This is a genomic window from Rubrivivax albus, assembly GCF_004016515.1.
Taxonomy (GTDB): domain Bacteria; phylum Pseudomonadota; class Gammaproteobacteria; order Burkholderiales; family Burkholderiaceae_C; genus Rubrivivax; species Rubrivivax albus.
This window is the reverse complement of record NZ_SACT01000005.1, coordinates 216,867-241,761: the sequence shown is the minus strand read 5'-3', so window position 1 is coordinate 241,761 and position 24,895 is coordinate 216,867. Positions and strand designations below refer to the sequence as shown.

At 66.1% G+C, this 24,895-nt stretch carries 25 protein-coding genes; 17 read left to right on the top strand and 8 right to left on the bottom strand.

The genetic code is table 11. The annotated features are described in order from the left end of the window. Positions 1 to 148 precede the first annotated feature (148 nt). The 3 genes from ENE75_RS16215 to ENE75_RS16205 are packed head-to-tail and all read right to left on the bottom strand — an operon-like array spanning position 149 to position 1,896. The gene (locus ENE75_RS16215; RefSeq protein ID WP_128199460.1) at positions 149 to 394 is read right to left on the bottom strand and encodes a DUF3079 domain-containing protein; all 246 of its coding nucleotides are present in this window, start codon (positions 392 to 394) and stop codon (positions 149 to 151) included. Positions 395 to 404: 10 nt separating this feature from the next. Then, entirely contained in the window at positions 405 to 1,370 is a 966-nt protein-coding gene (locus tag ENE75_RS24880) for a DUF6306 domain-containing protein (protein ID WP_158288974.1), read from the bottom strand. A gap of 19 nt (positions 1,371 to 1,389) precedes the next feature. After that, positions 1,390 to 1,896 (bottom strand): hemerythrin domain-containing protein, encoded by a 507-nt coding sequence (locus ENE75_RS16205; protein WP_128199364.1) that lies wholly within the window; start codon positions 1,894 to 1,896, stop codon positions 1,390 to 1,392. Positions 1,897 to 2,100: 204 nt separating this feature from the next. Here ENE75_RS16205 and ENE75_RS16200 point away from each other — a divergent pair, with 204 nt between their 5' ends. The 9 genes from ENE75_RS16200 to ENE75_RS16160 are packed head-to-tail and all read left to right on the top strand — an operon-like array spanning position 2,101 to position 14,484. After that, on the top strand, positions 2,101 to 3,402 hold the full coding sequence (locus ENE75_RS16200; RefSeq protein WP_128199363.1) for an MFS transporter: 1,302 nt from the start codon (positions 2,101 to 2,103) through the stop codon (positions 3,400 to 3,402). A 17-nt stretch (positions 3,403 to 3,419) separates the two neighbouring features. Next, positions 3,420 to 5,078 (top strand): MFS transporter, encoded by a 1,659-nt coding sequence (locus tag ENE75_RS16195; protein WP_128199362.1) that lies wholly within the window; start codon positions 3,420 to 3,422, stop codon positions 5,076 to 5,078. A gap of 33 nt (positions 5,079 to 5,111) precedes the next feature. Beyond that, a complete protein-coding gene (locus tag ENE75_RS16190) occupies positions 5,112 to 6,500 on the top strand; it encodes an MFS transporter (RefSeq protein ID WP_128199361.1) in 1,389 nt (462 codons plus the stop codon). A 57-nt stretch (positions 6,501 to 6,557) separates the two neighbouring features. Further along, positions 6,558 to 10,364 carry a nitrate reductase subunit alpha gene (locus tag ENE75_RS16185; RefSeq protein WP_128199360.1) on the top strand — a complete coding sequence of 1,269 codons (3,807 nt, stop codon included), beginning with the start codon at positions 6,558 to 6,560 and terminating at the stop codon, positions 10,362 to 10,364. Positions 10,365 to 10,392: 28 nt separating this feature from the next. Next, positions 10,393 to 11,916, top strand: a complete 1,524-nt coding sequence (gene narH / locus ENE75_RS16180) for a nitrate reductase subunit beta (protein ID WP_128199359.1) — start codon at positions 10,393 to 10,395, stop codon at positions 11,914 to 11,916. Then, positions 11,913 to 12,605 carry a nitrate reductase molybdenum cofactor assembly chaperone gene (gene narJ, locus ENE75_RS16175; protein ID WP_128199358.1) on the top strand — a complete coding sequence of 231 codons (693 nt, stop codon included), beginning with the start codon at positions 11,913 to 11,915 and terminating at the stop codon, positions 12,603 to 12,605. The genes narH and narJ overlap by 4 nt, the downstream gene beginning before the upstream one ends. Next, the gene (narI, locus tag ENE75_RS16170) at positions 12,602 to 13,327 is read left to right on the top strand and encodes a respiratory nitrate reductase subunit gamma (protein WP_128199357.1); all 726 of its coding nucleotides are present in this window, start codon (positions 12,602 to 12,604) and stop codon (positions 13,325 to 13,327) included. The genes narJ and narI overlap by 4 nt, the downstream gene beginning before the upstream one ends. A gap of 30 nt (positions 13,328 to 13,357) precedes the next feature. Next, positions 13,358 to 14,137, top strand: coding sequence for a peptidylprolyl isomerase (locus tag ENE75_RS16165; protein ID WP_128199356.1), 780 nt, complete (start codon positions 13,358 to 13,360; stop codon positions 14,135 to 14,137). A 14-nt stretch (positions 14,138 to 14,151) separates the two neighbouring features. After that, the gene (locus ENE75_RS16160) at positions 14,152 to 14,484 is read left to right on the top strand and encodes a cupin domain-containing protein (protein ID WP_128199355.1); all 333 of its coding nucleotides are present in this window, start codon (positions 14,152 to 14,154) and stop codon (positions 14,482 to 14,484) included. A 20-nt stretch (positions 14,485 to 14,504) separates the two neighbouring features. On the opposite strand, the gene ENE75_RS16155 is transcribed toward ENE75_RS16160, so the two are convergent. Then, a complete protein-coding gene (locus tag ENE75_RS16155) occupies positions 14,505 to 14,909 on the bottom strand; it encodes a ribonucleotide reductase subunit alpha (protein WP_128199354.1) in 405 nt (134 codons plus the stop codon). Positions 14,910 to 14,937: 28 nt separating this feature from the next. On the opposite strand from ENE75_RS16155, the gene ENE75_RS16150 reads away from it, so the two are divergent. Genes ENE75_RS16150 through ENE75_RS16135 form a run of 4 tightly spaced genes read left to right on the top strand, consistent with a single transcriptional unit; the run spans position 14,938 to position 18,578 of the window. Then, the gene (locus ENE75_RS16150) at positions 14,938 to 15,357 is read left to right on the top strand and encodes a SirB2 family protein (protein ID WP_233259120.1); all 420 of its coding nucleotides are present in this window, start codon (positions 14,938 to 14,940) and stop codon (positions 15,355 to 15,357) included. 58 nt (positions 15,358 to 15,415) lie between these two features. Continuing rightward, positions 15,416 to 17,293 (top strand): type IV pili methyl-accepting chemotaxis transducer N-terminal domain-containing protein, encoded by a 1,878-nt coding sequence (locus ENE75_RS16145; RefSeq protein ID WP_128199353.1) that lies wholly within the window; start codon positions 15,416 to 15,418, stop codon positions 17,291 to 17,293. Continuing rightward, positions 17,290 to 17,958 carry a response regulator gene (locus tag ENE75_RS16140; protein WP_128199352.1) on the top strand — a complete coding sequence of 223 codons (669 nt, stop codon included), beginning with the start codon at positions 17,290 to 17,292 and terminating at the stop codon, positions 17,956 to 17,958. The genes ENE75_RS16145 and ENE75_RS16140 overlap by 4 nt, the downstream gene beginning before the upstream one ends. Next, positions 17,955 to 18,578 (top strand): nitroreductase family protein, encoded by a 624-nt coding sequence (locus ENE75_RS16135; protein ID WP_128199351.1) that lies wholly within the window; start codon positions 17,955 to 17,957, stop codon positions 18,576 to 18,578. The genes ENE75_RS16140 and ENE75_RS16135 overlap by 4 nt, the downstream gene beginning before the upstream one ends. 584 nt (positions 18,579 to 19,162) lie before the next feature. Here the strand turns inward: ENE75_RS16135 and ENE75_RS16130 are convergent. The 3 genes from ENE75_RS16130 to ENE75_RS16120 form a co-directional block, all read right to left on the bottom strand. After that, positions 19,163 to 19,471: a TusE/DsrC/DsvC family sulfur relay protein gene (locus ENE75_RS16130; RefSeq protein WP_128199350.1), complete on the bottom strand. Its 309-nt coding sequence runs from the start codon at positions 19,469 to 19,471 to the stop codon at positions 19,163 to 19,165. A gap of 81 nt (positions 19,472 to 19,552) precedes the next feature. Continuing rightward, the gene (locus ENE75_RS16125) at positions 19,553 to 20,104 is read right to left on the bottom strand and encodes a hemerythrin domain-containing protein (protein ID WP_128199349.1); all 552 of its coding nucleotides are present in this window, start codon (positions 20,102 to 20,104) and stop codon (positions 19,553 to 19,555) included. Positions 20,105 to 20,134: 30 nt separating this feature from the next. Beyond that, the gene (locus tag ENE75_RS16120) at positions 20,135 to 20,644 is read right to left on the bottom strand and encodes an RrF2 family transcriptional regulator (protein WP_128199348.1); all 510 of its coding nucleotides are present in this window, start codon (positions 20,642 to 20,644) and stop codon (positions 20,135 to 20,137) included. Positions 20,645 to 20,835: 191 nt separating this feature from the next. Here ENE75_RS16120 and ENE75_RS16115 point away from each other — a divergent pair, with 191 nt between their 5' ends. The 4 genes from ENE75_RS16115 to ccoG all read left to right on the top strand — a co-directional run bounded on the left by ENE75_RS16115 (position 20,836) and on the right by ccoG (position 24,283). Further along, complete coding sequence (locus tag ENE75_RS16115) at positions 20,836 to 21,999, top strand: NnrS family protein (RefSeq protein WP_128199347.1); 1,164 nt, start codon at positions 20,836 to 20,838, stop codon at positions 21,997 to 21,999. Between the two features lie 114 nt (positions 22,000 to 22,113). Then, a complete protein-coding gene (locus tag ENE75_RS16110) occupies positions 22,114 to 22,428 on the top strand; it encodes a DUF2249 domain-containing protein (RefSeq protein ID WP_128199346.1) in 315 nt (104 codons plus the stop codon). Positions 22,429 to 22,446: 18 nt separating this feature from the next. Next, complete coding sequence (gene fdxA, locus ENE75_RS16105; protein ID WP_128199345.1) at positions 22,447 to 22,770, top strand: ferredoxin FdxA; 324 nt, start codon at positions 22,447 to 22,449, stop codon at positions 22,768 to 22,770. A gap of 46 nt (positions 22,771 to 22,816) precedes the next feature. Continuing rightward, complete coding sequence (ccoG, locus tag ENE75_RS16100; protein WP_128199344.1) at positions 22,817 to 24,283, top strand: cytochrome c oxidase accessory protein CcoG; 1,467 nt, start codon at positions 22,817 to 22,819, stop codon at positions 24,281 to 24,283. Positions 24,284 to 24,452: 169 nt separating this feature from the next. Here ccoG and ENE75_RS16095 read toward each other — a convergent pair whose 3' ends face one another. Continuing rightward, a complete protein-coding gene (locus tag ENE75_RS16095) occupies positions 24,453 to 24,851 on the bottom strand; it encodes a hypothetical protein (RefSeq protein ID WP_128199343.1) in 399 nt (132 codons plus the stop codon). Positions 24,852 to 24,895 lie beyond the last annotated feature (44 nt).

Genomic DNA, 24,895 nt, shown 5'->3' with positions numbered 1-24,895 from the left:
GCGGGTGCATGGACCACCACAAGCACGTAGCTTCCAGAACCATCGGCAAAGGTTCTGGCCCTGACCTCGAAAACGCAGCCCGCATGGGCCGACTGTGCGTACGCATGCTGGGGCAGGTCCGACGCGAGGCGCTCGTCTGTGCGGCGGCTCATTGCTCGAGGGGGGGCTCGATCCTTGCCACAGCACCCTGCACAGGGACAGTCTCGGCGCCAGCGCCTGCTGGCGGCTGCGGGTGGGTTCCCCAACTCTCCCAGTCCGCCCCGAAGAGTTCGGACGGATGAAGAGTGGCCACGCTCCCGTTCCCGCACATCATCGAATCGGCCGCACAGTACCGGTCGCATCCCCAGCAGATTCGCTCAGGATGCGCAGGCTTCACCGGGAACCGCTTGCTCATCGCGCGGCCGCTACCCTTGCCGTGCAAGCGAACTGTCGAACTGCGGGAACAGCACTGTGTTCTCCAGTTGAATATGCTTCTGCAGGTCTTCGGCAAAAGTCTTCGTTGCCGTGCAGAGCCGAACCCATGTTCTGCAGGCGCCCGCCGGCGGCGTGGCTTGCCGCGTCAGTGCCATCAGCTGCGTCAGCCGGTGGGCGTGTTCCTCATGCTCCGACATCATCACGCAGATGGGGTGGGTCACGAAGGAGCTTCCGCCTCGCGCCAGCATCGGAAAGAGCACGCCTTCTTCCTTGGCCATGTGATCCAGCAATTCCGAGTGCATCTGCTGCAGAAGCACTGTCAGACCCCGCGGCACGTCCGGATGATCCGCATGGACGGATTCCACCTTGGTTGCCAGCTCGATCAGTTCGGGCAGCTGCTGACGGTGGACCTCGTGGAAGCGCTGCAGGATGTACTCGATCAGCGCCGAAGGCTCGGTGGGTTCTGTCTTGCCGGCCGCGCCGCCGGGTTCGGGTGTGCCGCCTTCAGAGAAGCGCGACTCGACTCGCTCGATGTTCTGACGATGGGCCTGCAGCATCGCCTCCAGGTCTGCGCGTGCTTGCGGGACATCCAGCCGGGGGAGCAAGGCTTCGAGCTTTCGCACGACCCAGGCTTGACCCCGATTGAGGAACTTCAGCCGATCGTCGACGTCAGGGATCGCCATCGCCTTGCCATGGAAGGCGCCCGTTGCGCTCGAAGGCGTGGCGCCGAGGGACTTGATCGTCCGCATCAGCATGCCGCACCAGTGCACTTCGTCCTTGTGAATGTCGGCCACCAGGGCGGCCAGCTCCTGTGAGTGGATCTCGCGGCCTGTCTCCATGGCCACGCGCGCTCCTGCGCGCTCGGCTTCGAGCAGCTCATTGAGCGCGGCCAGCAACTCGGCGCGAGCGGTCTCATCGAGCGAGGGCCGATTCTCCTGCGGTGAATGTGGATCCATGACTTCTGAACCTCGCTGTCTAGGGGATGAGGGCCGTCCGCGCGCCCGCAGCAGCGGAGTGGCAGAACAGGGGGAACAACACCTCGTCCTCGAGGCGGATGTGTTCGGCCAGCTCGCGGGCGAAGTCGTCGACGCCCCGGACGAGCTGGGCCAGGATCGGTTGCGCCGCGCCCGTCGCATCGCTCGCGCGTAGTTGGCTCTGCAACTCCTGCACGGCCGGCAGATGCTCGCCGTGCTCTCGATGCAGATCCTCGATCAGGCGCCCAATGAGCGTGTTGCCGCCCTGTTCCATCATCGGGAAGAGCCGCATCTCCTCCTTGAACATGTGCTGCTCGAGCGCATTGCCGATCGAGGCCAGTTGCTCGACCACGCCGACATGGAGACCGAGCGCGACGGCCTGGCTGGCCAGGGGCAGCAACTGCGCAAGCGATCGCCGATGGGTGTCGTGGTAGCGGGTCTGGATGTGCTCGATCAGTGTCGCCGCCTGGGCGGCAGGATCGATGCGAGAAGCGTGTTCAGCGGGCATGGCCGGACCAGTCTGGGCGAGCCGGCGACGTTGCGACGTTGACGCAAGTCAACGGCCCGGGCAAACCCGCCCGGAGTAGTTCTTCAGAACTATGTACCGGCGTGGCCCCATCGTTCTTCTGCCGTGCCGCGCCTAGCCACCGGTCGGATGGTCACGGACATAGGCCGGGCGGACAGTCTCGCCAACCCCGGTCGAGTCAGCATCATGGCTTCCCATACCAACCCCACCGCCCTCCCTACCGCCATCCCACGCCAGGCGTGGTCCGTGCTCGTCGTGAGCACGCTGGCGTTCACCGTCTGCTTCATGGTCTGGATGATGTTTGGCGTCATCGGGATCCCGCTGAAGAAGAGCCTTGGCCTGTCGGCCACCGAGTTCGGCCTGCTGACCGCCACCCCGGTGCTCACGGGCTCGCTGATCCGCGTGCCTCTGGGCATCTGGACCGACCGCTACGGCGGCCGCATCGTGATGGCGCTGCTGATGGCTGCCACGGTGCCGGCGATCTGGCTGATGAGCTATGCCACCGCCTACTGGCACTTCCTGGTCATCGGCCTGTTCGTGGGTCTGGCGGGCGGCTCCTTCTCGGTGGGCACGCCCTATGTGGCGCGCTGGTTTCCGAAGTCCCGCCAGGGCATGGCGATGGGTGTGTACGGTGCCGGCAACTCCGGTTCGGCCGTCAACAAGTTCGCTGCGCCGGTGCTGCTGGCCATCGGCGGCTGGACGCTGGTGCCGCAGGTCTACGCCGCGGTGATGCTCGGCACCGTCATCCTGTTCTGGCTGGGCAGCGCCAGCGATCCCAAGCACAGGGTGCCGTCGAGCGTGAAGTTCACCGACCAACTGAAGATGCTGAAGGACCCCAAGGTGCTGAAGTACTGCCAGTACTACAGCATCGTCTTCGGTGGCTATGTTGCGCTGGCCCTGTGGATGGTGCAGTACTACGTGGGCGAGTTCGGCCTGTCGATCCAGGCCGCCGCCCTGCTCGCCGCCTGTTTCAGTCTGCCTGGTGGCGTGCTGCGCGCTGTCGGCGGGATTCTCTCTGACAAGTTCGGCGCCCATCAGGTCACTTGGTGGGTGCTTTGGGTCAGCTGGGTGTGCCTGTTCCTGCTGAGCTACCCGCAGACCGAGTTCACGGTGCTCACCGTCAACGGCCCCCGCACCTTCCAAGTGGGCCTGAACGTCTACGTATTCACAGCGCTGATGTTCATCCTGGGCATCGCCTGGGCCTTCGGCAAGGCCAGCGTCTTCAAGTACATCGGCGACGACTACGCCGGAAACATCGGAACCGTCAGCGGCATCGTGGGCCTGGCAGGTGGCCTTGGGGGCTTCGTGTTGCCGATCCTGTTCGGTGCATTGATGGATCTGACCGGCATCCGCTCGAGCGCCTTCATGCTGCTGTACGGCGTGGTTTGGGTCTCGTTGATCTGGATGTACTGGACCGAGGTGCGCAAGACCGAAATGATGGGCCGCAACGCGCCCGCATCGCCCCTGTCGCGCAGTTTCGCGCGCTGAGGGCAAGGAGAACCTTCATGAATGCCACCACCACGGCAACACAAGGGACGGCCAAGCATGGCGGCTCAGCGGCCGACATCGCCGACTGGCGCCCCGAGGACAACGCCTTCTGGGAGGGCACCGGGAAGAAGGTGGCCTACCGCAACCTGTGGATCTCGATCCCCGCGCTGCTGTGCGGCTTCGCGGTCTGGGGCATGTGGGGCATCATCGCCGTGCAGATGCTCAACCTGGGCTTTCCGTTCACCCAGGACGAGCTCTTCACGCTGACCGCCATCGCCGGCATCGCCGGCGCGACGATGCGCATCCCGGCCTCGTTCCTGATTCGCCTGGCCGGCGGGCGCAACACGATCTTCCTGACCACCTCGATGCTGCTGGCGCCGGCCATCGGCACCGGCATCGTGCTGCAGCACAAGGACTGGCCGCTGTGGGCCTTCCAGCTGATGGCGCTGTGGTCGGGCGTGGGCGGCGGCAACTTCGCCAGTTCGATGTCCAACATCAGCGGCTTCTTCCCGAAGCGGCTGCAGGGCACGGCGCTGGGCCTGAATGCGGGCCTGGGCAACTTTGGCGTCACCACGATGCAGATCGTCATCCCGCTGGTGATGACCGTTCCGCTGCTGGGCGCCTTCGGCGGAGAGCCGATGACGCTGCTGAAGGACAGCGGCTGGATCTTCGGGAAGATCGCCGCCGGCACGCCCACCTGGGTGCAGAACGCCGGCTTCGCCTGGGTGTTCTCGCTGGTGCCGCTGGGCGCGCTGTGCTGGTTCGGCATGAACAACCTGAAGACGGTGTCGCCGAAATCCGGCTCGCCGATCGTGGCCTTCGCCAAGATCACTTACCTGTACACGCTGGCCTTTGTCCCGACCATCTTCATGCTCTGGCTGTACCTGCCCAAGCCCACCGGCCTGGGGCTGCTGAACATGTGGGTGGCGATTCCCCTGGACATCCTGATGGCGCTCGCCGTGATGCGACTGGCGGCCTTCGGCGAGATGAAGGAGGGCGTGAAGAAGCAGTTCGCGATCTTCAAGGACAAGCACACCTGGTCGCTAACCGCCCTGTACATCGTCACCTTCGGCTCGTTCATCGGCTTCTCGATGGCGCTGCCGCTGTCGATGAAGGTCATCTTCGGTGTCAGCCACGTGCCCGATGCCAACGGTGTGATGCAGCACACCCTGAACAACCCGAACGCGCCGACCATCCTGGCCTATGCCTGGATCGGCCCCTTCGTCGGCGCGGCCACTCGGCCCATCGGCGGCTGGATCTCCGACAAGGTGGGCGGCTCGATCGTCACGCAGGTGATCACCGCGGTGATGGCCCTGGCCGCCGTCGCGGTCGGCTACGTGATGATGCTGGCCTACGGCTCGGCCACGCCGGAGCAGTACTTCCCGATGTTCCTCGGGCTCTTCCTGGTGCTGTTCTTTGCCAGCGGCATCGGCAACGGTTCCACCTTCCGCACCATCGGCGTCATTTTCGACCGTACCCAGGCGGGCCCGGTGCTGGGCTGGACGTCGGCGGTCGCGGCTTACGGCGCCTTCATCGCGCCGGTGCTGATCGGCCAGTACATCAAGGCGGGCGCACCGCAACTGGCGTTCTACGGCTTCGCGGTGTTCTATGCCCTGTGCCTGGTGCTGAACTGGTGGTTCTACCTGCGCGGCAACGCCTACGTGAAGAACCCCTGAGCGTACCCCGGTCAGCGCTCACCTCGATTCGCCATGTCCGCCGCGATCATCCACCACTGGAATCCTGAAGACCCGGTCTTCTGGGAGCGCCAGGGCGAGGCCGTTGCGCGTCGCAACCTCTGGCTGTCGATCCCGGCGCTGGCGCTGTCGTTCGCGGTGTGGATGCTTTGGTCGGTGGTGGTGGTTCATCTGCCCGCGGCTGGCTTCCGATACAGCACCAACCAGCTGTTCTGGCTGACGGCGCTGCCCGCCCTCTGCGGTGCCACGCTGCGCATCTTCTATGCCTTTGCCGTGCCGGTGATTGGCGGCCGCCGCTTCACTACGCTGGCCACCGCGAGCCTGCTGCTGCCGGCCGTGGGCATAGGCCTGGCCGTGCAGGATCCGTCCACGCCATTCGAATGGATGGTGGTGCTGGCGCTGCTGTGTGGGCTGGGTGGGGGCAATTTCGCCAGTTCCATGGCGAACATCAGCTACTTCTTTCCCAGCGCACGCCAGGGCTATGCGCTCGGCCTGAACGCGGGGCTCGGTCACCTCGGCGTGGCCGGTATGCAGCTGCTGGTGCCGCTGGCCATCAGCGCGAGTGTCTTCGGGATCTTCGACGGTCCGCCTCAGTCGACGGCGCAGGGACCGATGTGGCTGCAGAACGCGGGCTTCATCTGGGTGCCGCTCATCCTGGCCAGCACGGCTGCGGCCTGGTTCGGCATGGACGACCTCGCCGACCGGCACGCCGGCATGGCCGAGCAGGCGGTGGTCTTCACCCGCCGGCACAACTGGCTGATGTGCTGGCTCTACCTCGGCACCTTCGGCAGCTTCATCGGCTTCTCGGCGAGCCTGCCGATGCTGGCCCAGAGCCAGTACCAGCGCGCCGATGCGATGCACCTGGTCTGGCTGGGGCCGCTGATTGGCGCCGTGCTGCGCCCGTTGGGCGGCTGGATGGCCGATCGCTGGGGCGGCGCGCGCGTCACCTTCTGGGTCTTCGTGCTGATGGCGCTGGCCGCCTTGGTCGCTCTGCTGTGTCTGCCGACGGTGAGCGGCTCGGGCTCGGAAGTGTCGAGCAACGGCTACACCGGTTTCCTCGCGGCCTTCGGTCTCCTGTTCGCGGCGTCGGGCATAGGCAACGGCAGCACCTTCCGGATGATCTCCAGCCTGTTCGTCGCCGAGCGCCTGAAGAAGGCCGATGAACTGCCCTCGGCGCGTGCGCAGGCTGCGCGCGAAGGTGCTGTGGAGGCCGCAGCGGCGCTCGGCTTTGCCAGCGCCATCGGCGCCTACGGCGGCTTCTTCATCCCCAAGAGCGTGGGCTCGTCGCTGGCGATCACCGGAAGCGCCTCGGCGGCGCTGGTGATGTTCATCGGCTTCTACCTTTCCTGCATCGCGTTGACCTGGTGGGCGTACAGCCGCCGCAACGCGCCTTACCCCTGCTAGTTCATCTGCTGGATCCCGCACGCGGAAGACCCTTTCCAAGCCTTCAAGGACGACGACATGAGCCACTTTCTGGACCGCCTCACCCACTTCTCACTGCCCAAGGAGACGTTCGCCGGCGACCATGGCCTGACCACCGGTGAGGACCGCACCTGGGAGGACGCCTACCGCAATCGCTGGGCCCACGACAAGATCGTGCGCAGCACGCACGGCGTGAACTGCACCGGCTCGTGCTCGTGGAAGATCTACGTCAAGGGCGGCATCGTCACCTGGGAGACCCAGCAGACCGACTACCCGCGCACGCGCTGGGACATGCCCAACCACGAGCCGCGTGGCTGTGCACGCGGCGCCAGCTACAGCTGGTACCTGTACAGCGCCAACCGCGTGAAGTACCCGATGGTGCGCGGCCGCCTGCTCGAACGCTGGCGCGCGGCGATGAAGACCGCCAAGACGCCGGTGGACGCCTGGGCCACCATCGTCGAGAACCCCGAGGCACGGCGCGACTACCAGAAGGTGCGCGGCATGGGCGGCTTCGTGCGCAGCAGCTGGGACGAGGTGAACCAGATCATCGCAGCCAGCAATGTCTACACGATCAAGAAGCACGGCCCCGATCGGGTGATCGGCTTCTCCCCGATTCCGGCGATGAGCATGGTCAGCTACGCCGCCGGCAGCCGCTACCTCAGCCTGATCGGCGGCGTGTGCATGAGCTTCTACGACTGGTACTGCGACCTGCCGCCCAGCAGCCCGCAGGTGTGGGGTGAGCAGACCGATGTGCCTGAATCGGCCGACTGGTACAACAGCACCTACATCATCGCCTGGGGCAGCAATGTGCCGCAGACGCGCACGCCCGATGCGCACTTCTTCACCGAGGTGCGCTACAAGGGAGCGAAGACGGTGGCCGTCACGCCCGACTACAGCGAGGTCGCCAAGCTCGCCGACATCTGGCTCCACCCCAAGCAGGGCACCGATGCTGCGCTGGCGATGGCCATGGGCCACGTTGCACTCAACGAGTTCTACTTCAAGCAGCGTAGCCCGTATTTCGACGACTACGCGCGCCGCTACACCGACCTGCCGCTGCTGGTGATGCTGAAAGAGCACACGCTGCCCGACGGCCGCAAGACGCTGGTGCCTGACCGCTACCTGCGCGCCTCGGACTTCAACGGCAAGCTCGGCCAGCAGAACAACCCCGAGTGGAAGACCGTGGCCTTCGACACCGGCGGCCGGGCGGTGCTGCCCAACGGCAGCATCGGCTTCCGCTGGACGCCCGAGGGCGGCCCCGACCAAGGCAAGTGGAACCTCGAGAACAAGGAGGCGCGCCACGGCACCGAGGTCAAGCTGAAGCTGTCGGTCCTTGAAGACGGCGATCAGGCGCACGAGGTGGTGGACATCGGCCTGCCTTACTTCGGCGGCGTCAGCAATCCGCACTTCACGACCAATGTGCAGAACGGCGAGGTCAACTTCGTCAAGGTGCCGGCGGTGCGGCTGCGCCTGGGCAAGGAAGGCGATCACCGCGAAGCGCTGGTGGCCACGGTGTTCGACCTGCAGGCCGCGCAGTACGGCATCGACCGTGGGCTGGGCAGCGGAGCCAAGAGCTACGACGACGACGCGGCCTACACGCCGGCCTGGGCCGAGAGCGTGACCGGTACGCCGCGCGACCAGATCATCACCGTGGCGCGGCAATTCGCCGAGAACGCGCACAAGACGCATGGCAAGAGCATGGTGATCATCGGCGCGGCGATGAACCACTGGTACCACTGCGACATGAACTATCGCGGTGTCATCAACCTGTTGATGATGTGCGGCTGCATCGGCCAAAGCGGCGGCGGCTGGTCGCACTACGTGGGCCAGGAGAAGCTGCGCCCGCAGACCGGCTGGACGGCGCTGGCCTTCGCACTGGACTGGATCCGACCGCCGCGCCAGATGAACAGCACCAGCTTCTTCTACGCGCACACCGACCAGTGGCGCTACGAGAAGCTCGGGATGGAGGAGATCGTGTCGCCGCTAGCCGACCGCAAGGCCTTCGGCGGCAGCATGATCGACTACAACGTGCGCGCCGAGCGCATGGGCTGGTTGCCCAGTGCGCCGCAGCTCAAGACCAACCCGATGCAGGTGGTCAAGGATGCAACCGCCGCCGGCCTGGACCCGAAGGACTACGTCGTGCGGGCGCTGAAGGACGGCACTGTCGAGATGAGCTGCGAGGACCCGGATGCGCCGCAGAACTGGCCGCGCGTGATGTTCGTCTGGCGCAGCAACCTGCTGGGCTCGTCGGGCAAGGGTCACGAGTACTTCTGCAAGCACCTGCTGGGCACGGAGAACGGCATCCAGGGCAAGGACCTGGGCGCCGACGACGCCAAGCCATCTGAAGTGAAGTGGCACGCCGAGGCCCCGGTCGGCAAGCTCGACTTGGTGGTGACGCTGGACTTCCGCATGAGCACCACCTGCCTTTACAGCGACATCGTGCTGCCCACCGCCAGTTGGTACGAGAAGAACGACCTCAACACCAGCGACATGCACCCCTTCATCCACCCGCTGAGTGCCGCGGTGGACCCGGTGTGGCAAAGCCGCAGCGACTGGGAGATCTACAAGGGCTTTGCGAAGGCCTTCAGCGAAGTCTGCGTCGGCCACCTGGGTGTCGAACGCGAGGTGGTGCTGACGCCGCTGATGCATGACAGCGCCGCCGAACTGGCCCAGCCGTTCGACGTGAAGGAGTGGAAGAAGGGCCAGTGCGATCTGATCCCCGGCAAGACCGCGCCGCAGATCGGCGTGGTCGAGCGCGACTACCCGAACGTCTACAAGCGCTTCATCGCGCTCGGCCCCTTGATGGACAAGCTGGGCAACGGCGGCAAGGGCATCGGCTGGAAGACCGGTACCGAGGTGGAGCAACTCGGGCAACTCAACGGCACGACGCTGACCGAGGGCGTGACACAGGGCATGCCGAAGATCGTGACCGACATCGACGCCTGCGAGGTCATCCTGCAGCTCGCGCCAGAGACCAACGGCCATGTCGCGGTGAAGGCCTGGGAAGCCCTGGGCAAGCAGACGGGTCGCGACCATACCCACCTGGCGCTGTACCGCGAGGACGAGAAGATCCGCTACCGCGACGTGCAGGCGCAGCCGCGCAAGATCATCAGCAGCCCCACCTGGAGCGGCATCGAAAGCGAGACCGTCAGCTACAACGCCGGCTACACCAACGTGCATGAACTGATCCCCTGGCGCACGCTCACCGGGCGCCAGCAGTTCTACCTCGATCACCCGTGGGTGATCGCGTTCGGCGAGGCCTTGAGCAGCTACCGCCCGCCGGTGGACCTGAAGACGACGTCCGGCATCCACAACATCAAGCCGAACGGCAACCAGGAGATCCTGCTCAACTTCATCACGCCGCACCAGAAGTGGGGCATCCACAGCACCTACAGCGACAACCTGCTGATGCTGACCCTCAACCGTGGCGGCCCGGTGGTGTGGCTGAGCGAGGACGACGCCAAGCGCTCGGGCATCGAGGACAACGACTGGGTCGAGGTCTTCAACATCAATGGCGCCATCGCGGCGCGTGCGGTGGTCAGCCAGCGCGTCAATCCCGGGATGCTGCTGATGTATCACGCGCAGGAGAAGATCGTGAACACCCCGGGATCGCAGATCACCGGCGTGCGCGGCGGCATCCACAACAGCGTGACGCGCATCGTGCTCAAGCCCACGCACATGATCGGTGGCTACGCGCAGTTCAGCTACGGCTTCAACTACTACGGGACCATCGGTACCAACCGCGACGAGTTCGTCGTGGTGCGCAAGATGGCCAAGGTCGACTGGCTGGACACACCCGCCGACGACCACCTCGCCGCCGCCTACCAGGGCCAGGGCGAGAACCCCTGAACCGGCCGATCAGACAAGGAGCATCGCAATGAAAGTACGCGCACAGATCGGCATGGTGCTGAACCTGGACAAGTGCATTGGCTGCCACACCTGCAGCGTGACCTGCAAGAACGTCTGGACCAGCCGCCCCGGCGTCGAGTACGCCTGGTTCAACAACGTGGAGACCAAGCCGGGCATCGGGTACCCGAAGGAGTGGGAGAACCAGGACCGCTGGAACGGTGGCTGGGTGCGCAAGGCCGATGGTTCCATCGTGCCGCGCCAGGGCGGCAAGTGGCAGTTGCTGATGAAGATCTTCGCGAACCCGAACCTGCCGCAGATCGACGACTACTACGAGCCCTTCACCTTCGACTACGACCACCTGCAGTCGGCACCCGAGATGCAGCACGCGCCGACCGCCCGGCCGCGCAGCCTCATCACCGGCAAGCGCATGGAGAAGATCGAGTGGGGTCCGAACTGGGAAGAGATCCTGGGCGGCGAGTTCGCCAAGCGTTCGAAGGACAAGAACTTCGACGCGATCCAGAAGGACATCTACGGCCAGTTCGAGAACACCTTCATGATGTACCTGCCCAGGCTGTGCGAGCACTGCCTGAACCCGGCGTGTGTGGCTTCATGTCCTTCTGGCTCGATCTACAAGCGCGAGGAAGACGGCATCGTCCTGATCGACCAGGACAAGTGCCGCGGCTGGCGCATGTGCGTGAGCGGCTGCCCGTACAAGAAGATCTACTACAACTGGAAGAGCGGCAAGGCCGAGAAGTGCATCTTCTGCTACCCGCGCATCGAGGCCGGCCAGCCCACGGTGTGCAGCGAGACCTGCGTCGGCCGCATCCGCTACCTGGGTGTGCTGCTCTATGACGCCGACCGCATCCAGGAGGCGGCCAGCGTCGAGCACGACAAGGACCTGTACCAGGCACAGCTCGACATCTTCCTGGACCCGAACGACCCGAAAGTCATCGCGCAGGCGCGGGCCGACGGCATCCCCGACAACTGGCTGGAAGCGGCGAAGAACAGCCCGGTCTACAAGATGGCGGTGGACTGGAAGGTGGCGCTGCCGCTGCACCCCGAATACCGCACGCTGCCGATGGTGTGGTACGTGCCGCCGCTCAGTCCCATCACCGCCGCGGCCAACGCCGGCCAGGTCGGCACCAATGGGGAGATCCCCGACGTCAATCAGCTTCGCATCCCGGTCAAGTACCTCGCCAACCTGCTGACCGCGGGCGACACCGCGCCGGTGGTGCGGGCGCTCGAGCGGATGCTGGCGATGCGCGCCTACCAGCGGGCCAAACATGTCGACGGCAGCGCCAACCGGGCCGCCATCGAACAGGTGAAGCTCAGCGTGAACCAGGTCGAGGAGATGTACCGCGTGATGGCCATCGCCAACTACGAGGACCGTTTCGTCATCCCCACGACGCATCGCGAGTACGCCGAGAACGCCTTCAACGTGCGCGGCGGCTGCGGCTTCAGCTTCGGCAATGGCTGCAGCGAAGGGGTCACCGAGACCAGCCTGTTCGGCAGCGAGAAGAAGCGCACCATTCCCATCAAGGCCACCGTATGAGCAAGCCCTTTCCCTTGACGCTGCGGGTGCTGGCGCACCTGCTGAGCTATCCGGCCGCTTCGCTGCGCGATCACATGGCCGAGATGACGGCAGCGCTGCAACGCGAACGGGCGCTCGGCGCTGATCGCCTGGAAGAACTGTCGGCCTTGATGCAGCACCTGCGTGGCGCGCGCGCGATGGACGTCGAGGCGCACTACGTCGAGACCTTCGACCGTGGCCGTGGCACGGCGCTGCACCTGTTCGAGCATGTGCACGGCGACAGTCGCGACCGCGGGCCGGCCATGATCGACCTGCTGAAGACATACGAGCAGGCCGGGCTGTACCTCGCGCCGGGCGAACTGCCCGATCACCTGGCGGTGGTGCTGGAGTACGCGTCCACGCAGCCGCCCGCACAGGCCCGGGCCTTCCTGCGCGAGCTGACGCATATCCTGCAGGCAATCTTCAGCGCGCTGCTGCGCCGCGAGAGCCCCTATGCCAGCGTGCTGGCAGCGGTGCTCGAACTGGCCGGGGAGAAGGCCCAGGCGGTGAAGATCCCCGACGAGCCCACCCTCGATGAATCCTGGGAGGAGCCTGCGGCCTTCGGTGGCTGCTCCACCCAGGGCCAGGCCAGTCCGGGCCAGCCGCAACCGATCCAGCTCGTGCGCGCCGCCGCGCGCCAGGCGTCCAACCAGCCGGGAGCATCGGCATGAACACCCTCCACACCATCGCCTTCACCGTCTACCCCTACGTCTGTCTGGCGTTCTTCCTGATGGGCAGCCTGGCCCGCTTCGACCGCGACCAGTACACGTGGAAGAGCGACAGCTCGCAGCTGCTTCGCGCGGGACAGCTGCGCTGGGGCAGCAACCTGTTCCACGGCGGCATCCTTTTCCTGTTCTTCGGCCACCTGTTCGGCCAGCTGACCCCGCACGCGGTGTACGGCCTGGTCATGACGTCCTCGCAGAAGCAGTTGCTGGCCGTGATCGCCGGCGGCGTGGCCGGCGGCCTGTGCTTCATCGGGCTGACGATGCTGTTGCACCGCCGGCTGTTCGACCCGCGCATCCGGCTCACCAGCCACCGCACCGACATCGCGATCCTGGTGATCCTGTGGGTGCAACTGGCCATCGGCCTGTCGACGCTGCCATCCTCGCTGCGCCACGTGGGCGAACCCACCACCATGCTGCGCCTGGCCGAGTACCTGCAGGGCATCGTACTGCTGCAGCCCAACGCGGCGCTGGTGGCCGGGATCGAGTGGCACTTCCAGCTCCACATACTGCTGGGCATGACGATCTTCCTGCTGTTCCCCTTCAGCCGGCTGGTGCACGTGTGGAGCGGCTTTGGCACCGTCGCCTATCTGTTCCGCCCGTACCAGATGGTGCGTTCGCGCCGGCTCAATGTCCCGGCGCGCCAGAACCTTCCGCGCCGCGCCAGTTGAGTCCCCGGCCCACCTAACCAGGAGTTCGTCATGGATGCACCGGTTTCCAGCCTCGCGCAGGTCAATGGCGTCGTACTCGCGTATCCCAGCGAGCAGTTGGGCACCGAGGCGCTGCGTCAGCGCGCATGCGCCGAACTGCTGCGGCAGGCCGCCATTCGCGCCGGGTTGCTGGCCGAGGACGATCCGCTGCCGCTGGGCGGTGCGATGACTGAAACGGCCAGCGCGGCCATCGAGCAGTTGCTGGAGCGTGAGCTTCAGCTGCCCGACCCGACGGAAGAAGCCCTGCGCCGCCACCACGCGGCGCAGCGGGGGCGCTACGCGGTCGGGGAGCGAGTGCTGATGCGCCACATCCTGTTCGCTGTCACGCCGGGCGTGGATGTGAATGCCCTGCGGCAGCGCGCCGAGGCTTGCCTGCTGGACGTGCGCTGCGCGACGCCCGACGGCCAGGATCGCTTTGCGACGGCCGCGAGGGCCACCTCCAACTGCCCCAGTGGGGCCGAAGGCGGCAACCTGGGCTGGCTGACCAGCCCCGACTGCGCGCCCGAGCTGGCCGGCGAGATCTTCGGCAAGCCCGAGATCGGTGTGCTGCCGCGGCTGGTGCACAGCCGCTTCGGGTTGCATGTCGTCGAGGTGCTGGCGCGCGAACCCGGCGTCGAGCCCCCGTTCGAGGTGGTGAAGTCCGCAGTGGCTCAGACCTTGCGTCAGCAGGCCTTCGCGACCGCGCTTCGCCAGTACCTGCAACTGCTCGCGGCCGGGGCGGCGCTCGTGGGTGTCGACCTGGACGCCGCCACGTCGCCGCTGGTGCAGTAGCCAGAGGACCGAGCATGGCGCACCGGCATGCATCCTCGGGAGAGATCGTCGAGCTGAAGGCGCTGGGCGATGCGCTGGCGCAGCACGTCACCCACGCGCTGATCAAGTCCGCTCAGCTGGAGCTGGTCAGGCTCGTGCTCCCCGCCGGCAAGGCCCTTCGCGAGCACCGTGTTGCAGGGGAGATCACCGTGCTCTGCGTGGAAGGGGTGATCGACATCCTGGTCCAGGGCAGCGCCCTGCGGCTGGCCGCAGGCCAGCTCATTCACCTGGGCGCCGGCGAGCCGCACGCCGTGTGCGCGGTGACGAATGCGTCCGCGCTGCTGACGATCTGCCTGGTGGCGCCGTAAGGGGCAGTCCGGCAGTGCCTTCACCCCAGCTGCACCGCGCGGCCCTGGCGATCGAAGGGGATCATCCCGCCCAGGCTACCGGCCTTCACGGATTCGACCATGCGCTGCAGGGCGCTGTCGATCTGGCTGCTGGCAAGCGGATGCTGTCCTGCGCCGGACAGCGCTGCCGCGAAGACCAGCACCCACGGTTGACCCATCGCGGCGGCCTCGTCGCAAAGGGCGGCGAAGTCCGCCAATGCGGCGGGATCCTTGTCCACGCACATCAACGGCGACAGTTCCCCGGACTCGCCGGCCTCGAAGCTCCGGCGTTGGTCTGGGGTGGCGTCCGCCGGAAGGCTGGCCCCGGCAAACACCAGCAGCAATCGCTGTGTGTCGGGCTGATGCCGCGCTGCGGCCAGCAAGTCGTTGAAATGGCTGATGTCCATGGTCGCGAGCTTATTCCCTTCCCGGACCGTGCCTGAACTGCTGCCTTGGTACCCACAGATCAAGATGGCCCACATCTCGCTGGTCGTGGCCAGCGGCATGTTGTTCGCCTGGCGTGGCGCGATGGTCCTGGCGGGGCGCACCTGGGTCATGGGTCGGCACTGGCGGATGTTCAGCTATGTCATCGACACGGGTTTGCTGGCCGCGGGTGCCACGCTGTGGGCCACACTCTCACTGAATCCATTGATGCATCTCTGGCTGGGAGCCAAGCTCTGCCTCTTGCTTGTTTACGTGGTGCTCGGCTCGATGGCGCTCAAGCGCGTGCGGACGCGCGTCGTCCAGCAGACTTGCCTCGTGGCCGCCCTGGCAGTCTATGGATTCATGGCATCCGTTGCCTACATGCACGATCCGCTGGGTCTGCTCTTGCCCTGGGTGTCGCATGGCGGCTGAGACCCTGACATGGTCTGGAGGCGTCAGCGCCGAGTCGGGTCTCCATTACAGTGATGCCATGCCAAGGTCATGGAGTCTTTCCGCCAAGCTCGGGGCGATCGGCGCCGCGTTGCTGCTGATGGCCTTCGCTTCGATCGGCCTCACGCTGTGGGTGACCTGGCAGCTCGAAGGCGGTGCGGCCGCGGTCAACGAAGCCGGCCGGATGCGCATGCAGACCTGGCGCCTGGCCCAGACACTGGAACGCGTCGACGAGCGGCAGAGGAGTGCGCTGTTCGAACAGTTCGACCGCAGCATCGGCGTGCTTCGCACGGGCGACCCGGCCCGACCACTGTTCGTTCCCCACGATCACGCGTCCCAGGAGGCCTTCGCCGTGGTGCAGCGCGAGTGGGATGTGCTCAAGGCGGCCTGGCGCACGTCACCGGCCCCGGGTGCGGAGCGCGTCGCGGAGCAGGCCGACGCTTTCGTGAGCCGTATCGATGCCTTCGTCTCCGCGATCGAGAAGCACCTGTCCGGCCTGACGACGATCCTCAACGCCGTGCAGTTCGTGATGGTGGCGCTCACCATCGGTAGCGCAATCGCCTTGCTGTACTCCGCCTACCTGTTCATCTTCAATCCACTGTCCCGGCTGCAGGCCGGGCTCTCAAGCGTGGAAAAGGGGGATCTTGCGGCGCGCGTCGCACCCGGTGCGGACGACGAGTTCGGATCGTTGGCCAGAGGCTTCAATCGCATGGCCGAGACGCTTCAGGGGCTGTACCAGAATCTAGAGGGGAAGGTCCAGGAAAAGACCGAGCGCCTCGAAGCCCAGCGCGCGCGGCTCGAGGCGCTGTACGAGTCGGCAGCGTTTGTTGCCCGTGCCGACACGCTGGAGGCGCTGGCGAAGGGGATCGCCCGGCAGGTCCGGCGGGTGGCGCGGGCCGACGCCTCAGCCGTGCGCTGGTCGGACGAAGCCAATCGCAAGTACCTGCTGCTCGCGTCCGACTGCCTGCCTCAGTCGGTCATCGATGAGGAGCACTGCATCCCGACCGGTGACTGCCTGTGCGGCCAACCCCAGTCGGGTGCGATGACACGGGTGATCCCGATCCATCCGGAAGGCACCCCTTCGCGTCTGGCGCATTGCGCGCGCGAGGGCTTCGAGTCCGTTGTCAGCGTGCCCGTCCGCCTGCACGAGCGCCTGGTCGGCGAGATCAACCTCTTCTACCGCGATACCCGACCGCTGGCCGACGAAGACCGCGTCTTGCTGGAGACGATCGCCAGCCACCTAGCCGGCGCCATCGAGAGTCTTCGGGCAGCGGCCCTGCAGCGGGAGACCGCCGTAGCCGAGGAACGCAGCTTCATCGCACGAGAACTGCACGATTCCATCGCCCAGAGCCTGGCGTTCCTGAAGATCCAGCTGGGCCTGCTGCGCAGCGACATCCGCAGCGCCGATCCGGCCCGCATCGAGAAGACGCTGGCCGAGCTCGATGCGGGCGTGCACGAGAGCCTGGGCGACGTGCGCGAGCTGCTGGTTCACTTCCGCACCCGCACCAACGCGGAAGACATTGCACCCGCGCTGAAGACCACGCTGCAGAAGTTCGAGCACCAGACAGGGCTGACCACCCACCTCGACATCGAAGGCGAGGGCATGCCGCTGCCGGCGGACGTTCAGGTGCAGGTCCTGCACGTGGTGCAAGAGGCCTTGTCGAACGTGCGCAAGCATGCCCGCGCACGTGAAGTGTGGGTGGAAGTGCAGCAGTCGCCGCAGTGGCGCGTCGAGGTTCGCGACGACGGCTGCGGTTTCGAGGCCGACGGCACCGGGCTCGACGAGACGCACGTCGGACTGCGGATCATGCGTGAACGCGCGCAGAACATTGGCGCCTCAGTGGAAGTGGCCTCGGTGCCGGGTTCGGGCACCTGCGTGGTCCTGAAGCTGCCGGAGCGGCTGGGGATGGCGGCGTGACGCAGCCTGCAGCCATCCGGGTGCTGGTCGTCGACGATCACACGCTGTTCCGTCGAGGTTTGATCTCGTTGTTGTCAGGAGACGTGCGCTTCGAGGTGGTCGGTGAAGCCGGTGACGCCAACGAGGCGCACCAAAGGGCCCTCGCGACCCAGCCTGACGTGATCCTGCTGGACAACCACATGCCTGGCGTCAACGGTGTGGATGCGCTGCCGGGGTTCAAGGCCGCGGCGCCGCAGGCGCGGGTGCTGATGCTGACGGTCAGCGAAGACGAGCGCGACCTGGCCGCGGCACTCCGAGGCGGCGCCCGAGGCTACCTGCTCAAGACGATGGACAGCGAGATGCTGGCGTCGGTCATCCAACGCACGATGGCCGGGGAATCGGTGGTGAGCCCCGAGATGACCAGCAAGCTGGTCAGCGCTTTCCAGGCCGGGCTGGGCGAGGCGATGCCGCCGCCTGCGATCGATCAGGATCCGATCCACAGCCTGTCGCCACGCGAACGCGAGATCCTGGCACTCATCGCCAAGGGGGCCAGCAACAAGGAAGTGGCGCGCGAACTGAGCATCGCCGAGGCGACCGTGAAGATCCATGTCCAGCACATCTTGCGCAAGCTGAATCTCAGCTCGCGCGTTCAGGCTGCGGTGTACTTGGCCGGGCGGTCCGGATGACGGTGGAGACTGTGCCTCCGGGCTCGAATCCGCTGCCCGCGTCTGCTGGGCAGGATCTGCTGCACCTGCTCGGTCAGCGCTACTCGACTAGCCCGAAGTACCTCGCAGCGCCGGGACCGACCATCGAGGAATGGACGCGCGCGGCCCGGCTCGCGGAGCGGGCGCCGGACCACGGCGCGCTTCGGCCGTTCCGGTTCGTCATCGTCGGCGACGACCAGCGGCCTGCGCTATCGGAGTTGTTCGCGCAAGGTGCCCTGGAACGTGGCCAGCCGCCCGACGACGTCGATAGGGCCAGGGCACGGGCCTTCAACGGCCCTGGGCTGGCCGCTCTTGTGGGCCGCATCTGCCCCGATGTTCCCGACGTGCCGGTGCACGAACAATGGATGTGCGTGGGCGCTGGACTGATGAACTTCTTGAACGCCCTCCATGGAATGGGCTTCGCGGCGAAGTCCCTCAGTGGCCTCTCGGTGTCGGATGAAGCGATCAAGGCCGCCTTCTGCGGCGCGGATGAGAGTCTGGCCTGCTGGATCGTTGCCGGGCGACCGCGGCAGCCAGCGCACCCCCGGCAGCCAGAGCCCGTCGCCCCTCTCCTGGAGACTTGGCGTCCGACTCAGGCCTGATCGGCTTCCGTGGGCGCGATGCCGCGCCGAGCCCGCATCGCCACGCCTATGCGGGCCAGTTCGGTCTCGCTTAGCAGCAGTGCGGCCAATGGCGGCAGTTCGGCTACTTCACGTCGGATGTGCGTCAGGTCCACTCCGCATTCGGATCACGTCTTCGTGACACCAACCGAAATGGGGACCTCTGGTTCGCTACCGTGGTTCGCCCACCAGTGGTGAACGCCGTTGAACCCCTGCACTATCTCGCCGTCCATTTGCACCGGCCGGCGTGCCATTGCGTGTTCGCCAGCCGGATGCGTTCCTGCAGGTCATTGGCAAAGCTCTTCGTTTCCGTGGACAGTCGAACCTAGATGCTGCAGGCGTTGCCCGGCGGGGTGACTTGCCTCGTTGGCCATGTGGTCGCGCCAGCAGCAACGAAGTGACGCGCGAGGTCTGCATTGCCGAGGCGATCGTGGAGACCCATGTCAAGAACATCCTACGACAGCCGATTCTCCGCTCGCGCGTTCAGGCCGCGATTTACCTCACGGGCCGTTCGGGTCGACGCGGTGCACTGCAGAGACGGCGCGGTTGGCATCTCTCGGACACTTCTAGCCCGTGCTCCAAGCGCGCGGACGCTTCATGCCGGCTATCTTGCAGGCCTGAGCGACGTAGCCGTAGGGAAACAGTTCAAAGAGCCGCTTTCGACCTTGGCCGGGGTATCGCTGTTCGAGGTGACGCATGACATGCCGGGCGTCCGGCGTGACCTGGTGCTCTTGCTGCTGTTCGCGCATGAAGCTGATCACGAACCAGTGATCATCTGTCAATGCGATTCCCTGCTCAGCGGCGATCTGGCCAGACCACGCTGAAGTCCAGTCGGTTGGCTCCACGAGATAGCCTTCTTCGTCTTGCCGGGGCATCATGATCTCCTGCTGGAAAAGAGGTGCGCTTTCAGTTGCCGGTCGTCGCGCTCGTCCCTTGGGTACGAATGAGAAGCCGGTTCAACGCTCAGCCACGCGAGTACGTCGGCGCCGCATCGCCACGCCGATGCGGTCCAGTTCGGTCTCGCCCAGCAGGCGTGCGGCCATGGGCAGCAGTTCGCCTTCTTCACGTCGGATGTGCGCCTCGTAGCGCTCAACGAAGGAAGAGACCAGAGCGGCGTCGACGATGTGGCCCGTCGTCTCGCTGACGCTCAAGAGTTGAGGGCGCAGTGCGCCCCAGAGTTGCTCGAGCTTGCGGTGGTCGCCGCAAAGTGACGCGGTGAGTTCCCGAAGACACACTGCGTCCGACCCTGCCATCGATTCCAACAGCGCCGGGAACAGATCGTGTTCCTCGTCTTCATGGTGGTGGCGTGCCGCTGAATCGAAGTAGCGCATGATGGCTCTGGCTGCTTCCTGCGCGTCCCGGTCGGCGCCGTGATGCTGAAGGTGGGGCAACAGGCGCTGCAGGGTGGCGCACTGGTGCTGGACGCGACCGTGACAGGCTGCCAGCATCTCCAGCGGCACTTCGAAGCCAACAGCGGGTGCGCTGTGGCCTGGGATGGCGTTGGTCATCGATTGGGGTCTCCGATCGGTGTTCGGTCTTCACGCGCCGCTTCGGGGTCGGGCGACGCGTCGGGCCTCGGTCGGTCCTGCCCCCAGTGCGCGCCGGCGGCTGGCCGGTGGCGCGATCGTCCGGCTTCGGGGTAGGGTGGGGCCCTGTGTCATATCCGCCAGCGTGGCGCCGTCCAGGGCCTTGAAGTAGCCGGCCAGGGCATCGTCGAAAAGGTGCTTCAGTCGGCAGGCCGGTGATAGCGAGCACGCGTTGGTCGTGGCGTCGAAGCACTCCACCAGGCGAAAGTCGGTCTCGGTGGCCCGCACCACATCGCCGATGCGGATCTGATCGGGCTCGGCCCGCAGCCGCAGCCCGCCGCCGCGTCCGCGCGTGGTCTCGAGCAGGCCACGGTGCGCCAGGTCGTTGACCACTTTCATCAGGTGATTCCGGGACAGCCCGTGCTGCTCGGCCAGTTCACCGATCGTGACTAGGCGGTCCCGATGTGCGGCGCAGTACATCAGCACCCGCAATGTGTAGTCCGTGTATTCAGAAAGGCGCATGGGACCTCTTAAAGATGCATGCAGTGTATTGCTTTAAGGATCGGTTGTCATTAACATGCACACACCGTACAGCTTTAGATTCGGCTTCGTCGCTTCCCCGAAGCCAGGTCTCCATCATGAAAAGCCCGTCAAGCGCCATTCCTCTCGTCCCGCAGGCCGGCGTGCCGAGCGCTGACGCCAGGGCGCCGAGCATGGAGTTCCCGCTGCCTGGCTGGCCGCTGTTCCGGCTGGGCTTCCGTCCGTTCTACCTCGGCGCGGCGGCCTTCGCGGCGCTCGCGGTGCCGTACTGGGTCGCAGCCCTTCTGGGCGTGGCGGCGCTGCCGGCGACGATGCCCCCGCTGTTGTGGCACGCCCACGAGATGCTGTTCGGCTTTGCGGTCGCGGTGATCGTGGGTTTCCTGCTGACGGCCGGAAAGGCCTGGACCGGCTTGTCCACGCCGCGCGGCGCCACCCTGGCCGTGATGGCGACAATCTGGCTGGCGGCGCGGCTGGCAGCGCTTGGTGCGCCGTACGCCATGTACGCGTTGCTCGATGCCCTGTTGCTGCCTTGGGTGGCCGGGGTGTTGCTGCGGGTGCTCTGGAAGTCGGGGAACCGCCGCAATCTCCCGCTGGGTGCCGTGGTCGTGCTGCTGGCGTCCTCCAACCTCGCGTTTCATGCGGCGGCGCTGGGATGGTTGAGCATCGACCCCCTGCGTGCGCTGTACGCTGGCCTCGCTTTGATCGTGATGATCGAGTGCGTGATCGCCGGGCGCGTCATCCCGGCCTTCACGATGTCGGCATTGCCGGGTCTGAAACTCCAGACGCCGCCGTGGCTTGAGCGTGCCGCGCTGGCCACGACCGCGTTGTCGTTGGCGGCCTGGGTGCTGTTGCCCGTGAACCCGATCACGGCTGCAGGCTTCAGCTTGGCTGCGCTGCTGCACACATCGCGGCTGTGGCACTGGCAGCCCTGGCGCACGAAGGCGCGGCCCATCCTGTGGGTGCTGCATATGGCCTACGCCTGGCTGCCCCTGGGCTTCGCGTTGCTCGCAGCCGCTCAAATGCGTTTCGTGTCGACATCTGTCGGCATCCATGCCCTTGCCGTCGGCGCCACGGCTGGACTCATCGTCGGCATGATCACCCGTACCGCGCGCGGCCATACCGGCCGCCCGCTCAAGGCGTCACGGCTTGAGGTGACGGCCTATGTGCTGGTCCTGGCCGCGGCAGTGGTCCGCGTGGCCCTGCCGCTGCTCGCACCGGCACTCACCGCCGACGCGCTGATCGCGGCGGCAGTCGCTTGGGCGCTGGCGTTCACCCTCTACCTTTGGCGCTTCGGCCCCTGGCTCGTGTCCAGCCGGCTGGACGGCAAGGATGGGTGACGCGACGCAGCGCTCGGGCTCTTCTACAAGCCGATCCCAGTCTGAAGTTCTTCAAAGCATCACCAAGGCGCGGCTGCGCTCGCGGTGATGCCCAACGCCCCCTGAAAGGTCCCCATGACTGCCACCCCGATCCAACCGACCCACGTGCTCGATCTGCGGACCATCCCGCCCCGCGAGCGCCACCCGCTGATCTTCGGCCGCTTCGACGGCCTGGCCGTCGGGCAGGCGCTGCAGTTGGTCAACGACCACAACCCGCAACCCTTGCACTACCAGTTCGATGACCGTTCGTACGGGCAGTTTGAGTGGACGGTGCTGGAGGCCGGCCCGTCGGTCTGGCGCATCCAGATCGCCCGCACTGCGAACGCCGCCACCGCGCAACCCGCTGCGCGCGGCGATTCCTGCTGCTCGGGCGGCGCCTGCTGCGGCTGACCTCGGGCGCCGTGCACGATGACCTTCGTCGTCACCGAGGCCTGCATCCGGTGCAAGTACACCGACTGCGTCGACGTCTGTCCAGTCGATGCGTTTCGGGAGGGGCCGAACTTCCTGGTCATCGACCCGGACGAGTGCATCGACTGCGCGGTATGCGTGCCCGAGTGCCCCGTGAATGCGATCTACGGCGAGGAAGACGTACCCGCGGATCAACAGCACTTCACGGCGCTGAACGCCGAGCTTTCCAGGGAGTGGAAGCCCATCACGAAGACCAAGCTGGCGCTACCGGACGCTGAGGAGTGGAGCCGGATCGAGCGCAAGCTCGACCAGCTGAAGCGATGACTCGACGCACGACCCTCATCTTCCGGCTTCCCCACGGGCGCTGAGCATGTCCAAGCCGGCAAAGGTCATCCCCATCGTCGCGGCGAGCGCCAAGGTGGAGGACAGCGCTCAGTTCGTCTCGATGTACCAGAAGCAGCCGACGATCTACCCGCGGGCGGTCAAGGGTTGGTTCGCGAACTGGCGCTGGGTATTCGTGTGGCTGACGCAACTGCTGTTCTATGGGTTGCCTTGGCTGCAGTGGAGTGGCCGGCAAGCCGTGCTGTTCGACCTCGAGGCCCAGCGCTTCTACATCTTCGGTCTGCTGCTCTATCCGCAGGACCTGATCTTTTTGGCGGCGCTCCTGGTGCTGTCTGCATTGGCGCTATTTTTCTTCACCGCCGTGGCGGGTCGCCTGTGGTGCGGCTACACCTGTCCGCAGACGGTCTACACCGAGATCTTCATGTGGGCCGAACGGAAGATCGAGGGCGATCGGGTCGCCCGCATGCGCCTGGACCAGCAACCGTGGCGGTGGCACAAGATTTGGCGCAAGGGCGCCAAGCACTCGGCGTGGCTGTCGATCGCCTTGTTCACGGGGTTCAGCTTCGTCGGCTACTTCACGCCGATCCGCGAGCTCGCAATGGACCTGGCGAGTTGGAACCTGTCGGGATGGAACGCGTTCTGGGTCCTGTTCTACGGCGCTGCCACCTACGGTAACGCGGGCTTCCTGCGCGAGCAGATGTGCAAGTACATGTGCCCTTACGCACGCTTTCAGAGCGCCTTGATCGACAAGGACTCGCTGATCATCACCTACGATGCGAAGCGAGGCGACCCGCGCGGATCGCGCTCGCGCAAGGCGGACTCGGCCGCCCACGGACTTGGTGATTGCATCGACTGCACGCTGTGTGTGCAGGTGTGTCCTACTGGCATCGACATCCGCAACGGGCTGCAGAACGAATGCATCGGCTGCGCGGCCTGCATCGACGTCTGCAACGACGTGATGGACAAGATGGGCTATGCCCAGGGTCTCATCCGCTACTCCACGGAGAACGGCGTGGTGAACGGCTGGACGCGGCTGCAGATGTTCAAGCGCGCGCTGCGCCCGCGTGTGCTGATCTACGGCGCAGTGCTTTCGGCGGCCAGCGTCGCCTTCGCGGCCAGCGTGGCCATGCGCAGCCCGTTCAAGTTCGATGTGGTCAAGGACCGTGGCGCGTTGGCCCGTGTGGTGGAGGAGGGCGCGGTTGAGAACGTCTACCGCATCCAGATCATGAATCGCACGGGGGCTCCGCAGACCTACCGGGTTGCCGCCTCCGGGATCGACGGGTTGGAGGTCGTGGCAACGCCGGCCAGCGCCGGCCCGGCTGCCGTGACGTCGACGTCCGTGAGCTTGCGCCTACCTTTCGTCGTGGCGCAAGGGCTCGCAGGCCGGTCGGTGCCCGTGATGTTTGAGGTCACGGGCGTGGAGCCCACCTCCGGCACCAGCGCAGACCGAGCGGCCATCCAGTTCGAGAAGTCGACGTTCTTCATCCCCCGCTGAACTGCGGGGCCCCAAACTGTTGCGCGAAGACGCGGCGCAACAGCGCGGATGCGGTAGTAGGCGATTCGTTCGCCGAGGATTGCCAGGACTGGGTTCGCTCAGTGCCGATAGACCAGCCGACGGGCCCGGCTTGGTCACCTCCGATCGCCACCTCGTGCCGGCCGTTCAGTCAGATGCGTTTCCGGAGCACGCGGTGGGCGGTTGCTGCGATCCCCGCCCACAGCAACGTGCGCAGCGCCATCGCGCCGACGGTTCGCGTCTCGTACGCACCACCACTCCATGCATGGACGCCGAAGGCGGCGAACACCAGGCCGGTTGCGGCGGCGATGAAGACGGCCAGCGGTACCGACCAGCGCCGCCGCTGCCAAAGCCCCAGACCGCAGGCCACGTAGGCGAACCCGGCGACGAAGTTGAACCAGAGCACGAAGGGCACTATGGCCCCGGCGGCCAGGCGCGCCGCTTCGCCACCGAACAGTGGGCGACCGCCGGACAGGACCGTCAGCAGCCCGAAGAGCACAGCGACCCCTGCCAGTGACTTCGCCAGCCAATCCGCCTTGGATGTGCTCACACACCTGCTCCTGGTTGACGGCTGCTGCAACCGGGCTGGATCGG

Coding starts and splice junctions, on each gene's coding strand:
- ENE75_RS16215 (WP_128199460.1), bottom strand. CDS start 394: ATGAGCAAGCGGTTCCCGGTGAAGCCTGCGCATCCTGAGCGAATCTGC.
- ENE75_RS24880 (WP_158288974.1), bottom strand. CDS start 1,370: ATGGATCCACATTCACCGCAGGAGAATCGGCCCTCGCTCGATGAGACC.
- ENE75_RS16205 (WP_128199364.1), bottom strand. CDS start 1,896: ATGCCCGCTGAACACGCTTCTCGCATCGATCCTGCCGCCCAGGCGGCG.
- ENE75_RS16200 (WP_128199363.1), top strand. CDS start 2,101: ATGGCTTCCCATACCAACCCCACCGCCCTCCCTACCGCCATCCCACGC.
- ENE75_RS16195 (WP_128199362.1), top strand. CDS start 3,420: ATGAATGCCACCACCACGGCAACACAAGGGACGGCCAAGCATGGCGGC.
- ENE75_RS16190 (WP_128199361.1), top strand. CDS start 5,112: ATGTCCGCCGCGATCATCCACCACTGGAATCCTGAAGACCCGGTCTTC.
- ENE75_RS16185 (WP_128199360.1), top strand. CDS start 6,558: ATGAGCCACTTTCTGGACCGCCTCACCCACTTCTCACTGCCCAAGGAG.
- narH (WP_128199359.1), top strand. CDS start 10,393: ATGAAAGTACGCGCACAGATCGGCATGGTGCTGAACCTGGACAAGTGC.
- narJ (WP_128199358.1), top strand. CDS start 11,913: ATGAGCAAGCCCTTTCCCTTGACGCTGCGGGTGCTGGCGCACCTGCTG.
- narI (WP_128199357.1), top strand. CDS start 12,602: ATGAACACCCTCCACACCATCGCCTTCACCGTCTACCCCTACGTCTGT.
- ENE75_RS16165 (WP_128199356.1), top strand. CDS start 13,358: ATGGATGCACCGGTTTCCAGCCTCGCGCAGGTCAATGGCGTCGTACTC.
- ENE75_RS16160 (WP_128199355.1), top strand. CDS start 14,152: ATGGCGCACCGGCATGCATCCTCGGGAGAGATCGTCGAGCTGAAGGCG.
- ENE75_RS16155 (WP_128199354.1), bottom strand. CDS start 14,909: ATGGACATCAGCCATTTCAACGACTTGCTGGCCGCAGCGCGGCATCAG.
- ENE75_RS16145 (WP_128199353.1), top strand. CDS start 15,416: ATGCCAAGGTCATGGAGTCTTTCCGCCAAGCTCGGGGCGATCGGCGCC.
- ENE75_RS16135 (WP_128199351.1), top strand. CDS start 17,955: ATGACGGTGGAGACTGTGCCTCCGGGCTCGAATCCGCTGCCCGCGTCT.
- ENE75_RS16130 (WP_128199350.1), bottom strand. CDS start 19,471: ATGCCCCGGCAAGACGAAGAAGGCTATCTCGTGGAGCCAACCGACTGG.
- ENE75_RS16125 (WP_128199349.1), bottom strand. CDS start 20,104: ATGACCAACGCCATCCCAGGCCACAGCGCACCCGCTGTTGGCTTCGAA.
- ENE75_RS16120 (WP_128199348.1), bottom strand. CDS start 20,644: ATGCGCCTTTCTGAATACACGGACTACACATTGCGGGTGCTGATGTAC.
- ENE75_RS16115 (WP_128199347.1), top strand. CDS start 20,836: ATGGAGTTCCCGCTGCCTGGCTGGCCGCTGTTCCGGCTGGGCTTCCGT.
- ENE75_RS16110 (WP_128199346.1), top strand. CDS start 22,114: ATGACTGCCACCCCGATCCAACCGACCCACGTGCTCGATCTGCGGACC.
- fdxA (WP_128199345.1), top strand. CDS start 22,447: ATGACCTTCGTCGTCACCGAGGCCTGCATCCGGTGCAAGTACACCGAC.
- ccoG (WP_128199344.1), top strand. CDS start 22,817: ATGTCCAAGCCGGCAAAGGTCATCCCCATCGTCGCGGCGAGCGCCAAG.